Origin of the sequence: Pseudoxanthomonas sacheonensis, assembly GCF_031455975.1 — a bacterium.
Lineage (GTDB): Bacteria > Pseudomonadota > Gammaproteobacteria > Xanthomonadales > Xanthomonadaceae > Pseudoxanthomonas_A > Pseudoxanthomonas_A sacheonensis_A.
The window spans coordinates 125,353-142,347 of the sequence record NZ_JAVDTT010000005.1 but is presented as its reverse complement, the minus strand read 5'-3'; the positions used below and the strand labels follow the sequence as shown (position 1 = coordinate 142,347).

Annotated in this window: 9 protein-coding genes; 4 read left to right on the top strand and 5 right to left on the bottom strand. The window is 65.7% G+C overall.

Going from position 1 to position 16,995, the window contains the following annotated elements:
- Position 1 precedes the first annotated feature (1 nt).
- Positions 2-2,068 (bottom strand): phytase, encoded by a 2,067-nt coding sequence (locus J2W94_RS16775; protein ID WP_310095879.1) that lies wholly within the window; start codon positions 2,066-2,068, stop codon positions 2-4.
- Between the two features lie 306 nt (positions 2,069-2,374).
- Between J2W94_RS16775 and J2W94_RS16770 the strand changes: the two genes are divergently transcribed.
- A complete protein-coding gene (locus tag J2W94_RS16770) occupies positions 2,375-3,874 on the top strand; it encodes a CoA-acylating methylmalonate-semialdehyde dehydrogenase (RefSeq protein ID WP_310095877.1) in 1,500 nt (499 codons plus the stop codon).
- Between the two features lie 12 nt (positions 3,875-3,886).
- Here the strand turns inward: J2W94_RS16770 and recQ are convergent, their stop codons facing one another.
- Entirely contained in the window at positions 3,887-5,689 is a 1,803-nt protein-coding gene (recQ, locus tag J2W94_RS16765; protein ID WP_310095875.1) for a DNA helicase RecQ, read from the bottom strand.
- 135 nt (positions 5,690-5,824) lie between these two features.
- Positions 5,825-6,418 carry a Dps family protein gene (locus J2W94_RS16760; RefSeq protein WP_310095874.1) on the bottom strand — a complete coding sequence of 198 codons (594 nt, stop codon included), beginning with the start codon at positions 6,416-6,418 and terminating at the stop codon, positions 5,825-5,827.
- Positions 6,419-6,511: 93 nt separating this feature from the next.
- Here J2W94_RS16760 and hrpA point away from each other — a divergent pair, with 93 nt between their 5' ends.
- On the top strand, positions 6,512-10,408 hold the full coding sequence (gene hrpA / locus J2W94_RS16755; protein ID WP_310095872.1) for an ATP-dependent RNA helicase HrpA: 3,897 nt from the start codon (positions 6,512-6,514) through the stop codon (positions 10,406-10,408).
- A gap of 61 nt (positions 10,409-10,469) precedes the next feature.
- Here hrpA and J2W94_RS16750 read toward each other — a convergent pair whose 3' ends face one another.
- Positions 10,470-10,976, bottom strand: coding sequence for a hypothetical protein (locus tag J2W94_RS16750; RefSeq protein WP_430540643.1), 507 nt, complete (start codon positions 10,974-10,976; stop codon positions 10,470-10,472).
- Between the two features lie 83 nt (positions 10,977-11,059).
- Between J2W94_RS16750 and J2W94_RS16745 the strand changes: the two genes are divergently transcribed.
- Together J2W94_RS16745 and J2W94_RS16740 are read left to right on the top strand one after the other, a co-directional pair.
- Entirely contained in the window at positions 11,060-13,207 is a 2,148-nt protein-coding gene (locus tag J2W94_RS16745) for a RelA/SpoT family protein (RefSeq protein ID WP_310095869.1), read from the top strand.
- 8 nt (positions 13,208-13,215) lie between these two features.
- Complete coding sequence (locus tag J2W94_RS16740) at positions 13,216-14,817, top strand: hypothetical protein (protein WP_310095867.1); 1,602 nt, start codon at positions 13,216-13,218, stop codon at positions 14,815-14,817.
- Here J2W94_RS16740 and J2W94_RS16735 read toward each other — a convergent pair.
- The gene (locus J2W94_RS16735; protein ID WP_310095865.1) at positions 14,814-16,931 is read right to left on the bottom strand and encodes a glycosyltransferase; all 2,118 of its coding nucleotides are present in this window, start codon (positions 16,929-16,931) and stop codon (positions 14,814-14,816) included. The two genes, J2W94_RS16740 and J2W94_RS16735, sit on opposite strands and share 4 nt — an antisense overlap.
- Positions 16,932-16,995 lie beyond the last annotated feature (64 nt).

Sequence of the window (16,995 nt, the reverse complement as noted above, 5' to 3'; positions counted from 1 at the left end):
ATCACTCGCCGCGCGTCTCCAGCTTCAAGACGCGCGCTATCGATTCCCACGGCACGTATTTGTAGTTCTGGTTCTCTACCGGCATCACGTTGCGGCCGTCCTGGGCGATCATGGCGCCGTGTTCGAAGCCCGGACCCAGGTTGCGGCTGGTGATTTCCAAGCCGTCGGTTTCCGAAATGCCGTCGATGCCGCGCAGCGGGTCGGCGACCACCGCGAACGATCCCAGATATTCCTGTTTTCCCTCGCGGCGATACACCGCGTACGTGTCGTTGCCTTGGCTGGAGACGACGATGTAGCCGCGGCCATTGCCCAGGTCGTAGATGCCAAGGCCCTCGAAGTCGTTCTTCACCGCGGGATTGTCGGCGATCTTCTGCACCGCGGTCCTGCTCTCGGCACCGTCCGCACTGGCGGACATGCGCCACAGCGCGACATCCTCTTCGTCCACGTACAGCGCGCCGGTTTCGTCGTCGGCCACGCAGCCCTCGGTCTGCGAATCGAAGGCCATGTCGCGCACCAGCTTCGCGCGCACGCGGCCGTTGGCGGTGGCCACCAGTTCCCACTGGCGTTTGCGGGTGTCGTCGCCGTTGATGAAGACGTAAGTACGCCGATCCTTCGGGCTGCGGTACATGCACACGCCATAGGGATCGTCCAGCCCGGTCGGCTGCACGCCGTCGGCGACATCGACGAGTTCGCGCTTTTCAGTGTCCAGCGTGTAGATGGCGATGGAGTCATCGGTACGATTGCTGGCGACCACCAGCACCACCTTCTTTCCGCCCAGTTCGAAATCCTCGCGCAGGTCGACATTGTTCATCTTGCCGTCGGCAAGGAACTGCACGACCTTACCCTGCATGTCGTAGAGGTAAAGACCGGCTTTCTTGTCCGTGGCCACCACCAAACTCTTGGAAGGATCGACAGGATTCGCCCAGATCGCCGGATCGTCGGCCGCATCGCCATAGCTGTTGGCAGGCGTGGTTTCCACCAGCGCCGTCACCGCGACCGCCTTGGGCGTTGCAGACTTGTCCTGCACCGGCTTGCCGCCTATTTCCAGATCGAGCGCCTTGGCCACTTCCTCCATCGCTACGGCCTTGTAGTTGGAGCCGTCTTCATCGGTCACCAACAGCATGCCCATCGGAAAAGAAGGGTAGGCGGCGCCGGTGGCGAACAGCGGACCCGGCTCAGCGATGGCTCCGACGCTGCCCGGCGCTGCGAGCTTGAATGCGCCCAGGAATGCATCCTTCTTGGACCGGTCGTAGACATTGATCCGACCCGCCGCAATATCGGAAGCGATCAACCATTCCCGGTCGCCGCCGTCGTACAGCGCCACGCCGCCGCTTTCGTCTTCCAGATGTCCCAGCCTGGGCGCATCGACGATACGGGCCGAGACGTCGGCCTCCGGATCGGCATTGAAACGCCACACGCCGACCCCTTCTTCCGATACGTAGACATGTCCCCGACTGTCGGCGGCGCATTGCTTGAGCGTGGAGGGCAGGTTGATGCGGCGCATCTGCCGTGCGTCCAGTTTTCCGTCAGCCGTCGCAAACAGGATCTGCTGGTCGACCTCGCCGCCGTCGCCGACGATGAAGGCGTACAGGGCGTTGTCCAGCGAATTGCGAAACAGGCAGACGCCCTCCGCGGCGAATCCCAGCGGCAGCGGACGCGCGCCGACTTCCTGCAGTCGCGGACCTTTCATCGAAAACAGGCGCAGGCTGTTGGTGGTGGTGTCGATCGCAGCCAGCACCGTCGCCTTGCGATTGCCCAATGCGACGCCGTAGGCGACATCCACTGCGGCCACTTCTCCCGAAGGCCTGGTGCCTACGCGCTTGCCAGTCAAGTCGTAGACCTCGAGCCCGCCGAGCGCCGCCGTGGCGACGATATGGCTGCGACTGGGATTGGCGGCGTCGCGCACCAACACCGCGGCATTGGCCTCCTTGCTGGCGGTCGCCTGGGTCTGCAGCTTCGCCGCGACCAAGGGGACGGTTGCCGGGTCGGATTCGCGCGCATTGGCCACGCCGCTGCACAGGACCAGTGCGATGGCCGTTGCCAGGACGGAAAAAAGCGAAGGTTTCATTGCTTCCCCATGGGCGATGATTTCCCGTTCATGATTGTAGTAAGCCTTTCGCACGCGGTGCGCCGTAGTCCCCGCTGGGACTACCACTCCCGCAAGATCGTGGACCCAACCCTCAATGCTGGGGGACGCCTGTTACCGCCATGTGTCCAAGTGATGCGGTGGGCGCGCCGTCCCGCTACGATCCCTACTATCAGGAGTGCGGCGGCGGGATTCGGTCGCCGTCGCATCTCCCGGAATGATCCTGCGCGCGCATTGGCGGCTTTGTGCGTAAGCGTAGGTAACTCGAACATTTTCAGGGACATGCACATGCGCAACATCGAGCATTTCATCGGCGGCCAGTCGGTCGTAGGCACCTCCGGCCACTACGGCGAGGTCTTCGATCCCAACAAGGGTCAGGTGCAGGCGCGCGTGTCGCTGGCCTCGGCGTCCGAACTCGATCGTGCGGTCGCCAATGCCGCCGAAGCGCAGAAGGGTTGGGCGCAAGCCAACCCGCAGCGGCGGGCGCGGGTGATGTTCGAGTTCAAGCGCTTGCTGGAAGCGCATATGGACGAACTGGCCCATCTGCTGTCCAGCGAACACGGCAAGGTGATCGCAGATTCGAAGGGCGACCTTCAACGCGGTTTGGAGGTCATCGAATTCGCCTGCGGCATTCCGCATTTGTTGAAAGGCGAGTACACGCAGGGGGCCGGTCCCGGCATCGATGTGTACTCGGCACGGCAGGCACTCGGAGTGGTCGCCGGTATCACTCCGTTCAATTTCCCGGCCATGATCCCGATGTGGATGTTCGGTCCGGCCATCGCCTGCGGCAACGCATTTATCCTGAAGCCGTCCGAGCGCGATCCTTCGGTCTCGGTGCGCTTGGCGGAACTGATGATCGAAGCCGGCCTGCCGCCGGGCGTGCTCAACGTCGTGCATGGCGATAAGGACACGGTCGAAGCGATCCTGAAGCATCCGACGATCAAGGCCGTCAGTTTCGTCGGCTCGTCCGACATCGCCCAGTCGGTGTATTCGCTGGGCGCGCAGCATGGCAAGCGCGTGCAGGCGATGGGCGGGGCCAAGAATCACGGCATCGTGCTGGCGGACGCCGATCTGGATCAGACCGTCGCCGACCTGGTGGGCGCGGCCTACGGATCGGCGGGGGAGCGCTGCATGGCGCTGCCCGTGGTCGTGCCGGTGGGCAAGGAAACCGCCGAGGCCTTGCGCGAAAAGCTGGTCGCGGCGGTGAAAGATCTGCGCATCGGCGTTTCCACCGATCCGCAGGCGCACTTCGGTCCGCTGATCAACGCCGCGCACCGGGCCAAGGTCGAGACCTATCTGCAGATCGGCGTCGACGAGGGCGCCGAGCTGGTGCTCGATGGCCGGGGCTTTTCATTGCCGGGCCACGAGCAAGGGTTCTTCCTGGGACCCAGCCTGTTCGATCATGTCACCGCGGAGATGAAAACCTACCGAGAAGAGATTTTCGGGCCGGTGTTGCAGATCGTACGTGCGGATACGTTCGAGGAAGCGCTGGAACTGCCGTCGAAGCACCAGTACGGCAACGGCGTGGCCATCTTCACCCGCAACGGCGATGCGGCGCGCGAGTTCGCCGATCGGGTGGAAGTGGGCATGGTCGGCATCAACGTGCCGATTCCGGTGCCGGTGGCGTATCACAGCTTCGGCGGCTGGAAGCGTTCGGGCTTCGGCGACCTCAACCAGTACGGCATGGACGGGGTGCGTTTCTACACGCGCACCAAGACCGTCACCCAGCGCTGGCCGAAAGGCGGACCGGTTTCCGATCAGAGCTTCGTCATCCCGACCATGCGCTGACGCACTGCCGCCTCACCCTTGGGCACGGATGGTTTCCAGCACCTGCGGGCCATAACGCTCTAGCTTGGTCCCGCCGATGCCGCCGACCTGGGCCAGCTCGCCCAGGCTGCCGGGGCGTTGTTCGGCGATGTTGCGCAGGGTGCTGTCGTGGAAAATCACGTAGGCCGGCACGTTCTGTTCGCGCGCCAGCTGCGCGCGCAGGTCGCGCAAGGCGCCGAACAAGGGCAGATCCTGCGGCTGCACCGACACGCCGGTGCGCGGGCCGCGGTCGCGCTCGCGTTGTTTCTTTCCCGGCAGTTCCTTGCGCAGCACCACGGCCTGTTTGCCGGTGAGGACCGCGCGGCTCGAATCCGTCAGGCGCAGGCCACCGAAGGCTTCGGCGTCGACCTCCAGCAACCCCGCGGCGACCAATTGCCGGAACACGCCCCGCCACGACTTCGCATCGAGGTCCTTGCCGATGCCGTAGGTGCTGAGCTTGTCGTGGCCGAACTGCTGGATGCGCTCGCCTTCGCCGCCGCGCAGCACCTCGATCAAATGCACCACGCCGAAACGCTGGCCGGTGCGGTAGACGCAGCTCAAGGCCTTCTGCGCGGCCAGCGTCGCATCCCAGCTGGCGGCGGGCTGCAGGCAGTTGTCGCAGTTGCCGCAGGGGTTCGGATAGGTTTCGCCGAATCCCGCCAGCAGCACCTGACGCCGGCACTGCATGGATTCGCAATAGCCCAGCAACTGATCCAGTTTGCGACGTTCCAGTTGCTTGCGCTCCTCGCCGGCCTCGGACTGCTCGATCATCTGCTTGAGCAGCACCATGTCGCCCAGGCCGTAGCAAAGCCAAGCTTCGGCGGGTTCGCCATCGCGACCGGCGCGTCCGGTTTCCTGGTAATAGCCTTCCAGCGATTTCGGCAAGTCCATATGGGCGACGAAACGCACGTCGGGTTTGTCGATGCCCATGCCGAAGGCGATGGTGGCCACCATCACCACCCCATCCTCGCGCAGGAATCGGCGCTGGTTGGTGGCGCGCACCTCCGCATCGAGCCCGGCGTGGTAGGGCAGGGCCTTGTAGCCCAGCTCGGCCAGGGCTTCGGCGGTCTGGTCGACCTTGCGTCGCGACAGGCAGTAGACGATGCCGGCCTCGCCACGGTGCGCATCCAGGAACTCCAGCAGCTGACGCTTGCCGTTTTCTTTCTGCGCCACGTTGTAGCGGATGTTGGGACGGTCGAAGGAGCTGACGAACCACTGCGCTTCGTCCAACTGCAGGCGTTCGGCGATCTCGCGCTGGGTGGGCGGGTCGGCGGTGGCGGTCAGCGCGATGCGCGGTACTTGCGGCCAGCGTTCGTGCAATACGGTGAGTTCGCGGTACTCGCGGCGGAAATCGTGGCCCCATTGCGAGACGCAATGCGCTTCGTCGATGGCGAACAGGGCGATGGGCGAGCGGTCCAGCAGCGACAGGAAGCGCGGCGTCAGTAGGCGTTCCGGGGCAACGTACAACAGGTCCAGCTCCCCGGCCAGCAGCGCCCGTTCGACGCGTGCCGCGGATTCGCCGTCGAGCGTGGAGTTGAGGAATTCGGCGCGCACGCCCAGCTGGCGCAGCGCTTCCACCTGGTCCTGCATCAGCGCAATCAGCGGCGAAATGACCACGCCCACTCCCGGCCGCAACAGCGCCGGCACCTGGTAGCACAGCGACTTGCCGCCACCGGTGGGCATCAGCACCAGCGCGTCGCCGCCGGCGGTTATGTGCTCGATGATGGCTTGCTGCGGGCCGCGGAAATCGGCATGGCCGAAGATGCGGTGCAACAGTTGCTGTGGGGATTCCTGCATGGGTCTAGGTTAACAGCGGGGTCAAGCGGGGAGGCTAAGAAAAACGCCTAGCTCATGCTAGGCGTTGGTGCGCGGCGTTGTCGGACGATGCCTACAAGGCCAGGTAGGGCGGGCATTGCCCGCCCTACGCTGCGATTACTGCAGCAGCGAGCGCAGCATCCAGGCGTATTTCTCGTGGGTCTGCAGGCGCTGGGTCAGCAGGTCCACCGACGGATCGTCGCCGGCGTTGTCGGCGGTCTTGAGCGCCTTGCGCGCGGTGCGGCATACGGCCTCGTTGCCGACCACCAGCTGGCGCACCATTTCGTGCCAGTCGGCGCTATCGGTCAGGCCGGGCTCCTCGGCGATCGACGACAGGGCCACGAATTCGCGGTAGGAACCGGGTGCGTTGAAGCCCAGTGCGCGGATGCGTTCTGCGATCTCGTCCAGCGCGGTCCACTGTTCGGTGTACTGCGTCATGAACATGTTGTGCAGCGAATTGAACATCGGGCCGGTGACGTTCCAGTGGAAGTTGTGGGTCTTCAGGTACAGCGTGTAGCTGTCGGCGAGGAAGCCCGACAGGCCGTCGGCGATCTTCTTGCGATCCCCGGCGCCGATCCCGATATCGATATTGGGCGCGGTAGGCGCGGCGGCGGCCAGCTTGGCGGCGGCCGGCGAAGTCGGGGCGCTGCGCTTGTCCGGCTTGCTGGGCTTGCTGCTGCTCTTGGGCTTGCTGCTCTTGGTCTTGGCCATGCGGACGCTCCTTAAGGTGGGATAAGCGACAATAAACGACAATAAACAAGTTAACCGATGTTGCGTAATCAAAATATTCACGCTTGCTGATCGATGGGTGCTATCGAAACCGAAAACAAGGACCTGCCCGCCGCGCGCCGTGCCATCGACGGAGCGCTGACGCGCGACCGTGGGCGTCTGCATGGCCTGTGGTCGCGCTGGCAGGCCAAGCCAGCGGATCCGGCCGCCCGCGCCGCTTTCGAGCAGGCGCTGGCGGTTTCCAGCGCGAAGATCGCCGCCCGCGTCGCTTCCGCACCAACGGTCACGCTGGACGAAGCGCTGCCCATCGCGCGCGAAGCCGAAAAAATCGTCGAGCTGATCCGCGCCCACCCGGTGGTGGTGATCGCGGGCGAAACCGGATCCGGTAAAACCACCCAGCTGCCCAAGCTGTGCCTGGCCGCCGGGCGTGGCGTGGCCGGCATGATCGGCTGCACCCAGCCGCGCCGGATCGCGGCCCGGGCGGTGGCGCGGCGCGTGGCGGAAGAACTCAAGACCCCGGTCGGCGGCGCAGTCGGTTTCCAGGTCCGTTTCAACGACCAGGTCGGCGACGACACCCGCATCAAGTTCATGACCGACGGCATTCTGCTGGCGGAAATCGCCTCGGACCGCTGGCTTTCGGCCTACGACACGATCATCGTCGACGAGGCCCACGAACGCAGCCTCAATATCGATTTCCTGCTCGGCTACCTGAAGCAGCTGCTGCGCAAGCGCCGCGACCTCAAGGTCATCGTCACCTCGGCGACCATCGACACCGAACGGTTCTCGCGCCATTTCGACGATGCGCCGGTGATCGATGTGGAAGGACGCACCTTTCCGGTCGAGGTCCGCTACCGGCCGCTGGAAGGCGGGGGCGACGGGCATGCCGATGGGCGCGATTCCGAGGAATCGCGCCGCGGCGAACGCACCGTCAACGACGCCATCGTCGCCGCCATCGACGAGATCACTCGCCAGGATCCGCGTGGCGACGTGCTGATGTTCCTGCCGGGCGAACGCGAAATCCGCGACGCGCACCAGGCGCTGGAACGGCGCAAATACCGCGAGACCGAGGTCACGCCGCTGTATGCGCGCCTGTCGGCGCGCGATCAGGACAAGGTCTTCAACCCCGGCCCGAAGCGCCGCCTGGTGCTGGCGACCAACGTGGCCGAAACTTCGCTGACCGTGCCGCGCATCAAGTACGTGGTCGATCCCGGTTACGCGCGCATCAAACGCTACAGCCCGCGGCAGAAGCTGGACCGCCTGCATATCGAACCGGTGTCGCAAGCCAGCGCCAACCAGCGCAAGGGACGTTGCGGACGCATTTCCGATGGCATCTGCTATCGCTTGTATGCCGAGGCCGATTTCGAGTCGCGTTCGGAGTTCACCGATCCCGAGATACGCCGTTCCAGTCTGTCCGGGGTGATCCTGCGCATGCTGTCGCTGGGCCTGGGCCGCATCGAGGATTTTCCGTTCCTCGAACCGCCGGACGAACGCGCGATCGCCGACGGCTGGCAGCAGCTCGGCGAACTCGGCGCAGTGGACAAAGATCGGAAACTGACGGCGATCGGCAGGCAAATGTCGCGTCTTCCGGTCGACGTGAAGCTGGCGCGCATGCTGGTGGCCGCGCACGGCAATGCGTCGCTGCGCGAGATGACGGTGATCGCCTCGTTCCTGGGCATCCAGGATCCGCGCGAGCGGCCGCCGGAGGCGCGCGAGGCCGCCGACAACGCGCACGCGAAATTCGCCGATCCCAAATCCGAATTCATCGGCATCCTCAAGCTGTGGCAGGCGTATCGCGATGCCCACGAGGAACTGACCCAGTCCAAACTGCGCGACTGGTGCGAACGCCACTTCCTCGGCTTCCTGCGCATGCGCGAATGGCGGGAACTGCATCGGCAGCTGCTGTTGTTGTGCGAGGAACTGGGCTGGAGTCTCAACGAGAAGGAAGCGGAGTACGTACCGCTGCACCGCGCCTTGCTCGCGGGCCTGCCGACGCAGGTGGGTCACAAGACCGAGAAAGGGGATTTCCTGGCCCCACGCCAGCGTCGCTACCACTTGTTCCCCGGCTCCAATCTGGCTAAGAAACCGCCTGCTTGGGTGCTCAGCGCCACTTTGCTGGATACGGCACGTGTGTGGGGCATGACCAATGCCGCGATAGAGCCGGATTGGGTGATCGCCGAGCTGCCGCACCTGCTGGCGCGCAAGCACTTCGATCCGCACTGGTCGCGCGCGCAGGGCCATGTGCTGGCCTCCGAGCAGATCAGCCTGTTCGGCCTGGTGCTGGCGCCGAAGAAGCCGGTGCACTACGGCCGCATCGCGCCGCTGGAGGCGCACGACATCTTCGTGCGCCAAGGGCTGGTCACCGGCGAAATCAACACGCGCGCGGGTTTCGTCGCCGATAACCTGAAGACGCTCGAACAGGCGCGTGAGGAAGAAGCCAAGCTGCGACGCGCCGGGATCGTCGCCGACGAGGACTGGCAGGCGCGCTGGTACCTGGATCGCATTCCTTCCGACCTGCATTCGGCCGCCGGACTCGATGTCTGGTACAAGAAGCTGACGCCGGAAGCGCGCCGCACGCTGCATTGGTCGCTCACCGACCTGCTGCCGGGCGAAGGCAGCGAAGAGGACCGTTTTCCGAAATATTTCCCGCTCGGCGATGCGCGTCTTGCGCTGCACTACAAATTCGAACCCGGCGCGACCGACGACGGCGTGACCCTGGAAGTGCCCGTGCACCTGCTCAACGCACTGGAGGCGGTGCGTTTGTCATGGTTGGCGCCGGGATTCGTCGCCGACAAAGCTGCCGGCCTGATCCGCACCCTGCCCAAGGCGATGCGGCGCAACTACGTGCCAGCGCCGGATTTCGGCCGCGCCTTCGCCGAGGCTTTCCCGAAACCGGGCGCCGACGATATCCGTGGCGAACTGGCGCGCTTCCTTACCCGCGCCACCGGCGCGCCGGTGGCCGCGTTGGATTTCGATGACGCCGCGCTGGAGCCTCATTTGCGCATGAACCTGCGTCTGCGCGCCGACGACGGCAAGGTGCTGGCCGAATCACGCGATCTGGAGGTTCTGCGAGCGCGCTTCGGCGAACGCGCCGGGCAGGCCTTCGCCGCGCGTGCCGGACGCGAGATGGCGGCGCAGGGTTTGCGGGAATTCCCTTCCGCGCCGATCCCGCTGCAGGTGCCCGGCGAAGCGGGCGTGCCCGCTTATCCGGCCTTGGTGGACGAAGGCGAGAGCGTCGCTTTGCGCGTCTTCGCCGATCGCGCCGAAGCCGGAGCCGCGCATCCGTGCGGCGTGCGCCGCCTGCTGGAAATCGCGTTGGCGGAAAAGGTCAAGCAGGCGCGCAAACAACTGCCCGTCTCCCCCAAGACCGGCCTGTTGTACGCCGCAATCGAATCGCAGGAGCGCTTGCGTGGCGACCTGGTCGAAGCTGCGCTCAATGCGTTGCTGGCCGAAGGATTGGACGGCATCCGCGATATCGACGTTTTCGAGAAGCGCCGCGAGGAAACGGGTCGGCAGCTGTTTTCCGAAGCGATGGAGCGCTTGAAGCTCGCCGAATCCATTCTGGGCGCCGTGGCCGAACTCAAGCCGCAGTTGGAGTCGACGCTGATGGGCTGGGCCAGCGGCAACCTGGACGACCTGCGCAGGCAGCTCGCTTCGCTGATCCATGCGGGCTTCCTGCGCGACACGCCTGCCGATGCATTGGCGCAGTTTCCGCGCTATCTCAAGGCGATGCGGCTGCGTGCCGAACGCGCCCTGCGCGATCCCACCCGCGATCAGGCGCGTATGCTGGAACTGCGGCCCTTCCTCGATGCGCTGGAGCAGGCGGCCGCCGCAGGACCGGAACGCAGCGAAGCGTGGCAGGCGCTGCGCTGGGATCTGGAAGAGCTGCGGGTCTCGCTGTTCGCCCAGGAACTTGGCGCGCGTGCGGGGATTTCGCCGAAGAAGCTCGCCCAACGGCTGGCGGCGCTGCGGTGAACGCGCTCAGCATGCATCGGTATGCCAGCCCCATGCGGCCGGCGATCCGCGAACCAGCGGGCTATTCGACGCGCCGAACCTTGGCCATGGTGTTGTAGCCGTCGAGTTTCATGTACCAGTTGTTGAAAAGTCCTGGGGTTATCCTGACCTTGGGGTTGGTCTTGCGTACACCGGCCAGGGAAGCGGGTTCTATCTGTTCCCAGACCTGGCCATTCTCGAGCGTATACCTGCGGCCCTTGGCGAAGCCGTTGAATTCGCCGGCGATCGAACTGACGATCGGTTCGGCAGAACCGAAGTCGAAGAAGCCGCGGTTCTTTTCCTTCACTTCCTTGCGGCCTTCTTCCTTCGCCGTTTCCGCCACCTTCGCCGTTTCCTGCGCGACCTTGCGCTGCAACCAGGCATTCAATGCGGCCAGTTCCTGTGCGCTCAGCTTGTCCAGGCCGGCGGCTTTGAATTCGTCGGCGCTCATCTGCTGCTCGACGTTGGCGGTCTGCAGGGGCGTCTGGCTCCAGGCCGCGGTTGCCAGGGCAAGCAGGATCAGGGCAAAGGGGATGCGAAGCGATTTCATGGCGGCTTTCATTGGGTGTTCTCCTCCGGGCGCAAGGCCGTTAGTGTAGTCATATCTTCCGCAAAACCATTACTGCGAGCACCGTGACCTTCGCTGCACTGCAAACCTGGCTGCAGTCCCGTTCAGCCGATGGCTTGACGCCCGAAATGCGGGGCGCCATTGCGAACGCCGCAGAGCTGCCCGACGTCGAGTCGGGTATGCCCGATGCCTGGCCCGTGCTGGCCGATACGCTCGAGGCGTTGGCGGGTTTGTCGGCCGAAAGCGACGTGCTGGTCGCGGCCTTGCTGTTCGGCATCCCCAGCCTGCAGGTCGGCCTGAAATCACAACTGGCGAAACAGCCCGGCATCGCCGGTCTGGTGGACGGACAGAATGCAGCGGCGCAGGTATGGGCGCTACATGCCGAGCGCGTGGTCGCAGGCAATAGCGAAGGCTTGCGCCGGCTGCTGCTTTCCATCGTCCACGATCTGCGCGTGGTGCCGATTCTGCTGGCCCGGCAACTGGCGCGGATGCGGGTCGCCGGCAAACTGCCCGCTGCCGACAGGCGTGTGCTGGCGCAGCTGACCCGCGATATCCACGCGCCCTTGGCCAATCGTCTAGGCATCTGGCAGTTGAAGTGGGAGCTGGAAGACCTGGCCTTCCGCCACCTGGAGCCGGAAACCTATCGCCAACTGGTGCAGCAGCTGGACGAAAAACGCGCCGGGCGCGAACGCTATATCGAGGGGGTGAAGACCACCTTGCGCACGGCGCTGGCCGAGCAGGGAATCGCCGCCGAGATCAGCGGGCGTCCGAAGCACATCTACAGCATTTGGCGGAAGATGCAGAAGAAGCAGGTGTCGATGGAGGAACTCTACGACCTGCGCGCGGTGAGGGTTGCGGTGGACGATGTCGCCGCCTGCTACGCCGCGCTGGGCGTGGTCCATGCGTTGTGGCTGCCGGTACCCAGCGAGTTCGACGACTACATCGCCCGCCCCAAGCCCAACGACTACCGCTCGCTGCACACGGCGGTGATCGGACCGGAGGGGCGCACGTTGGAAGTGCAGATCCGCACCCACGAAATGCATGCGCAGGCCGAACTCGGCGTGGCCGCGCATTGGCGCTACAAGGAAGGCAAAGGCGGCGACAAGGCTTTCGACCGCAAGATCGCCTGGATGCGGCAACTGCTGGAGCAGAGCGGCGAAGGCGGACGCGACGAGGCCGAAGGCCTTGCCGGCGAACTCGACGCCCAGCTCGCCGAAGAACGCATCTACACGCTGACGCCGAAGGGCGAGGTCATCGACCTGCCGCTCGGCGGCACCGTGCTCGACTTCGCGTATCACGTGCACACCATGGTCGGGCACCGCACGCGCGGCGCCAAAGTCAACGGCCGCATCGTGCCGCTCAACCACCGGCTGCGCAGCGGAGACCGCGTGGAGATCATGACCGCTAAGACCGGCGAACCGCGCCGCGACTGGTTGCTGGCGACCAACGGATTCCTGGCCAGCGGCCGCGCGCGCGACAAGGTCCGCGCCTGGTTCCACAAACTCGATCGCACGCGCAACGTCCAGGCCGGCCGTGAAGTGCTGGAGAAGGAACTCAAGCGCCTGGGACTGCACCACGCCGACCTGACCTCCATGGCGAAGAAATTCCATGCCGAGGGCATCGACGATCTGTACATACAGGTTGCCCTGGGCGATGTCGGCCCCAGCCAGATCGGCCGTGCGCTGCACGAGGAACAACGTGCGGCAAGCGAACCGGCGCCTGCGGCTTCGGTCCGACGTCTGCCCAAACGCGCGCCGACGCCTTCTAAATCCAAGTTCACCGTGCAGGGCGTGGGCAACCTGCTGGTCCAACTGGCGCGTTGCTGCCAGCCGGTGCCGGGCGAACCCATCGCTGGCTATCTGACCCGCGGACGCGGGGTCACCGTGCATCGCGCCAACTGCCCCTCCTTGCTGCGCCTGGCGGCCGCCAGTCCGCAACGAGTGTTGCCGGTGGAGTGGGGCGTGGCCGGCGGCGGCTACGAGGTCGACGTGCAGATCCGCGCCCTGGACCGCAAGGGTTTGCTCAAGGACATCACCACGCTGATCGCGCAGGAAGACGCCAATGTCACCGATATCCAAAGCGACAACGTGCGCGGCAGCGGCCAGGTGGCGCTGCGCCTGCGCCTGAAAGTCGCCGACTACGGCCAGCTTTCGATGCTGCTGGGCAAGCTGGATGCGCTGCCCGGGGTAGAGGAAGCGCGGCGTTCAGGCTGACTGGCGGCTTGACTGAGTATCCTGCGGCCGTGATCCGCAACCCCGACAAGCCGCCACGCAGCAGGATCGAACCAGTGGCCGACTGGCTGCAGGAAGTGCGGTTCCGCCGCCCTACCGAAAAACCTGAGGCGCCGACCTGGCAGGACCGTCGTCTGTGGCGCTGGGCCGCAGTGGCTATCGTGCTGCTGGCACTGTCGGTAGTGGTCTTCAGACAGCCCCTGGCCAATCTGATCTGGCCCGACACGCGCGTGCAACGCCTGCTGGATGAAGCCGAGCAAGCCTTGCGGCAAGGCAGGCTGAGCGCCGCCGACGGCACTGGCGCCCGCCAGCGTTTCGAAGCAGCGCAGGCGCTGGATTCCGACCGCAGCGAAGCCCGCGATGGCCTCGCCCGAGTCGCACAAGCCGCCGTCGCGCAGGCACGCGGCTACGTACAGGACAATCGTTTCGAACAGGCGCGGCAATCGCTCGTCCTGGCGCGTGAATTGCAGGTGCCGCGCGCCGACGCCGACGCGGTGGCCAACCAATTGCGCGAGCGCGAATCCGCGCGTGCAGGGTTGGATGAACTGATGCGGCAGGCCGGCAGCGCGAAAGCGAGCGGGAAACTGGAAGCCGCACTGCCGCTGTACCAGCGCGTGCTTGCGCTGCAGCCGACCCATACCGCCGCGCTGGAGGGACGTGAGGACGCGCTGTCGGAATTGTTGCAACAGGCGCGACAGGCGATCGACGAAGGCGATCTGGCGAAAGGGTCCGGGTTGATCGGGCAGGCGCGCGAATACGATGCCGGCCATGTGGATTTGCCCGACGCGCAGGCGCAGCTTGCGCGCGCTGTGGAAACGCGCCGCCGCGCCGCCGATGGCGATCTGCGCCGGAAGCGGCTGGAACAGGCGCTGGCCGGCTATCGGCTGGTGCTGGCCGCTTCGGCCACCGACGCCGCCGCGCAGCAAGGCATCGAACGCATCGCGATGGCCTATGCGCAGCGATCGGCGCGGGAGGCCTCGGATTTCGACTTTCCCGCGGCCCAGGCCTCCCTGCGGCTGGCGCGTGAGCTCAGCCCACGCGCCACCGTGATCAGGGAAGCCGAACAGGCCTTGGCCCGCGCGCGGCAATCGCAATCGCGGCTGGCGCAATCGCGACTGAGCGGGGCGCTGCCTCCGGGCGAAAGGAAGCGGCGCGTGCAGAGCTTGCTGACGGCAATGGAGCAGGCCGAAGCGCGGGGCGAATGGATCGCGCCACCCGGCGAAAGCGCCTACGACAAATTGCGCGCCGCGCAGGCGCTCGCCCCGGACGATGCTGCGGTCAAGCGCGCGGCCGCGCGCGTGCTGCGGGCGACGCGCGTGTGCTTCGAGGACGAACTACGCGGCAATCGGGTACGCCGCGCGCGCGCCTGCTACGACGCCTGGCAAACCCTGGAGACGCGCGATGCCGACCTGGCCGATGCCCGCCGGCGCCTGTCGTTGAAGTGGATCGCGGTAGGCGACGAGCGCCTGGGCTCGGGCGACGTCGAGTTCGCGGCGCAGGCCCTGCAGGAAGCGCGCGCACTGGACGGGAATGCGCCGGGACTGGCCGAATTCAGTGCGCGGGTACGCAGCGCGCAAACAGGCGGTCGCTAACCTTCCCCAAGAAAGACCCTGCGCACGACGTCGCGCGCGGCCTCCATCGAGAAATGGCGCGCAACGTTTTCCAGCCCGTTGCGCGACAGCCGGTTCCACAGGTCTTCGTCGTCGTACAGACGCGCGACCGCGTCGGCGAACGCCTGCGCCTCGTCCGCCACCAGTACGTCGATTCCCTCCTGCAGATGCATTCCCTCCACCGCGCAACCTGTGGCGACAACGGGTTGCCCGTGCGCCATGCTCAGATTGATCTTGCCTTTGACGCCCGCGCCGAAACGCAGCGGGGCGACGGCGATGCGCATGCCGTCCATGGCCGAATCCAGGTTCGGCACGTGGCCGTGGACGACGACTCCTTCCTGCTTTCCGAGCGCGGCGATCGAGTCCGGAACATCGCCGCCGATGCAGTGGAAAGCGACATCCGGCAAACGCTGCCGCACGCGGGGGAACACTTCCTGCACGAACCAGCGCACCGCATCCACATTGGGCGTGTGGCGGAAACCGCCGACGAACACCAGGTCTCGGCGCTGTAGGAACGGCAGCCCGGGTCCCGCCACTTCGTGCAGGTTGGAAAGCACGTCCACTTTGGAGGCGGGTGCGTCCTTGGCCAGCACGTCGCGCTCCATTCCGCTCACCACCAGGGTGAGGTCGGCGTCGGAAATCACCGCAAGCTCGCGCTGACGCGTCCGCAACGCGGATTTCGCCAGTGCCTCGTTGCCCGCCAGCTGGGCGGCACGGGATTCGCGCAGGTAATGCAGATCGATGGTGTCCAGCACGAAGCTGGCCTGCGGCGAATGCTTCCTGGCCAGGGGCATGATCTTGCTCGCCAAGTAATAGCGGCAGGCGAGGATCACCGAGAAACGCTTGCCGTGTTCGGCCAGCCAGGCAGGCGGACTTGAGCAGAACGGCGGATACCAGACCTCTATCCCCATGTTTTGCAGGTTGCGGAGAGCTTGCTGCTCGGGCGCCTGCTGCTCGGGCGCATGTTCGGTGGCCAGGAAAACCACGTGCGCGTTCGCCTGGCGCAGCATTTTCATCAGGTTGAACATGCGCAGGGAGGCCGAATCGCGATCGGGCTGAGGAATGGCTTCATCGACGATCAGGATCTGCCGCTGATGCGCGTGGAGCGTCGCCGGCATCGGCGACAGGCCGGGCGCGGGGAAGGCGGAGAGCGCATCGCGCCATTTCCGTTCGAACAACTCCCGGTTCCGCACCTGATAGGCCTTGACGCCTTGATTGAGATCGGTGCCGGAGGTGATTCCTTCCAGATGCACGACGCGCGCCGCGGGCTGATAAAGCACGCGCTTGCCTGCCGCGCGCACCGAAAACGCAAGGTCGGTGTCTTCGTAATAAGCGGGCGCATAGCGCGTATCGAAGCCTCCCAGCGACGCGAACAGCGCGCGGGGAACGGCGATTGCCGCACCGGAACAGTAATCCGCGTCGCGCAGGCTGGCGTAGCGCGGATCTTCGGGCGATTCGAAACGTCCGTAATTCCAGGCCGAACCATCGGAGAACACTACGCCACCGGCTTCCTGCAGGCGTCCGTCCGGATACAGCAATTGGGCGCCGACCAGACCCGCCTCGGGCTGGGCGCGGAAGGTGTCCAGCAAGGCGTCCAGCCAGCCGGGTTGCGGCACGGTGTCGTTGTTGAGGAACACCAGGAACTCGCCACGCGCCTGCGCGGCTCCATCGTTGCAGGCGGCGATGAAACCGCCGTTTTGCGCGCGACGATGGAAATGCAGACCTTGCACTTGGCTCATCCAGAGTTGGGTCTGATCGCTGGAGCCGTCGTCGACGACCAGGATCTCGCACGCGGCCAGCGGCGGATGCGCAGCCAACGCGCGCAGGCAGGCCAGGGTGTGGGCGACCTGGTTGTAGACCGGCACGATGACGCTGGCGCGTGGCCTGTCGCTGTCGGGGACGGCGAACGGAGCGAACGGCGTTTCGGCGGGAAGATAGAGTTTGGCGCGTTGGGAAGGCGGCACGCGGCGCAGCTGGCGCTGCACCCGCTGCCACGTGGCCTGCCAGCCGCGCGCGCGCAGGCTGGTCATGCCACGACGGATCAGCCCCAGCGCGCGTTGCCATTGGAAGCGCACCTCGGCCAGGGAAATCGACATTGCGGTGCAACTCCAGCTGAGCGGAAGGTATCTCCGGCAGTCGCAGCACGGCGGGCTGCGCTAG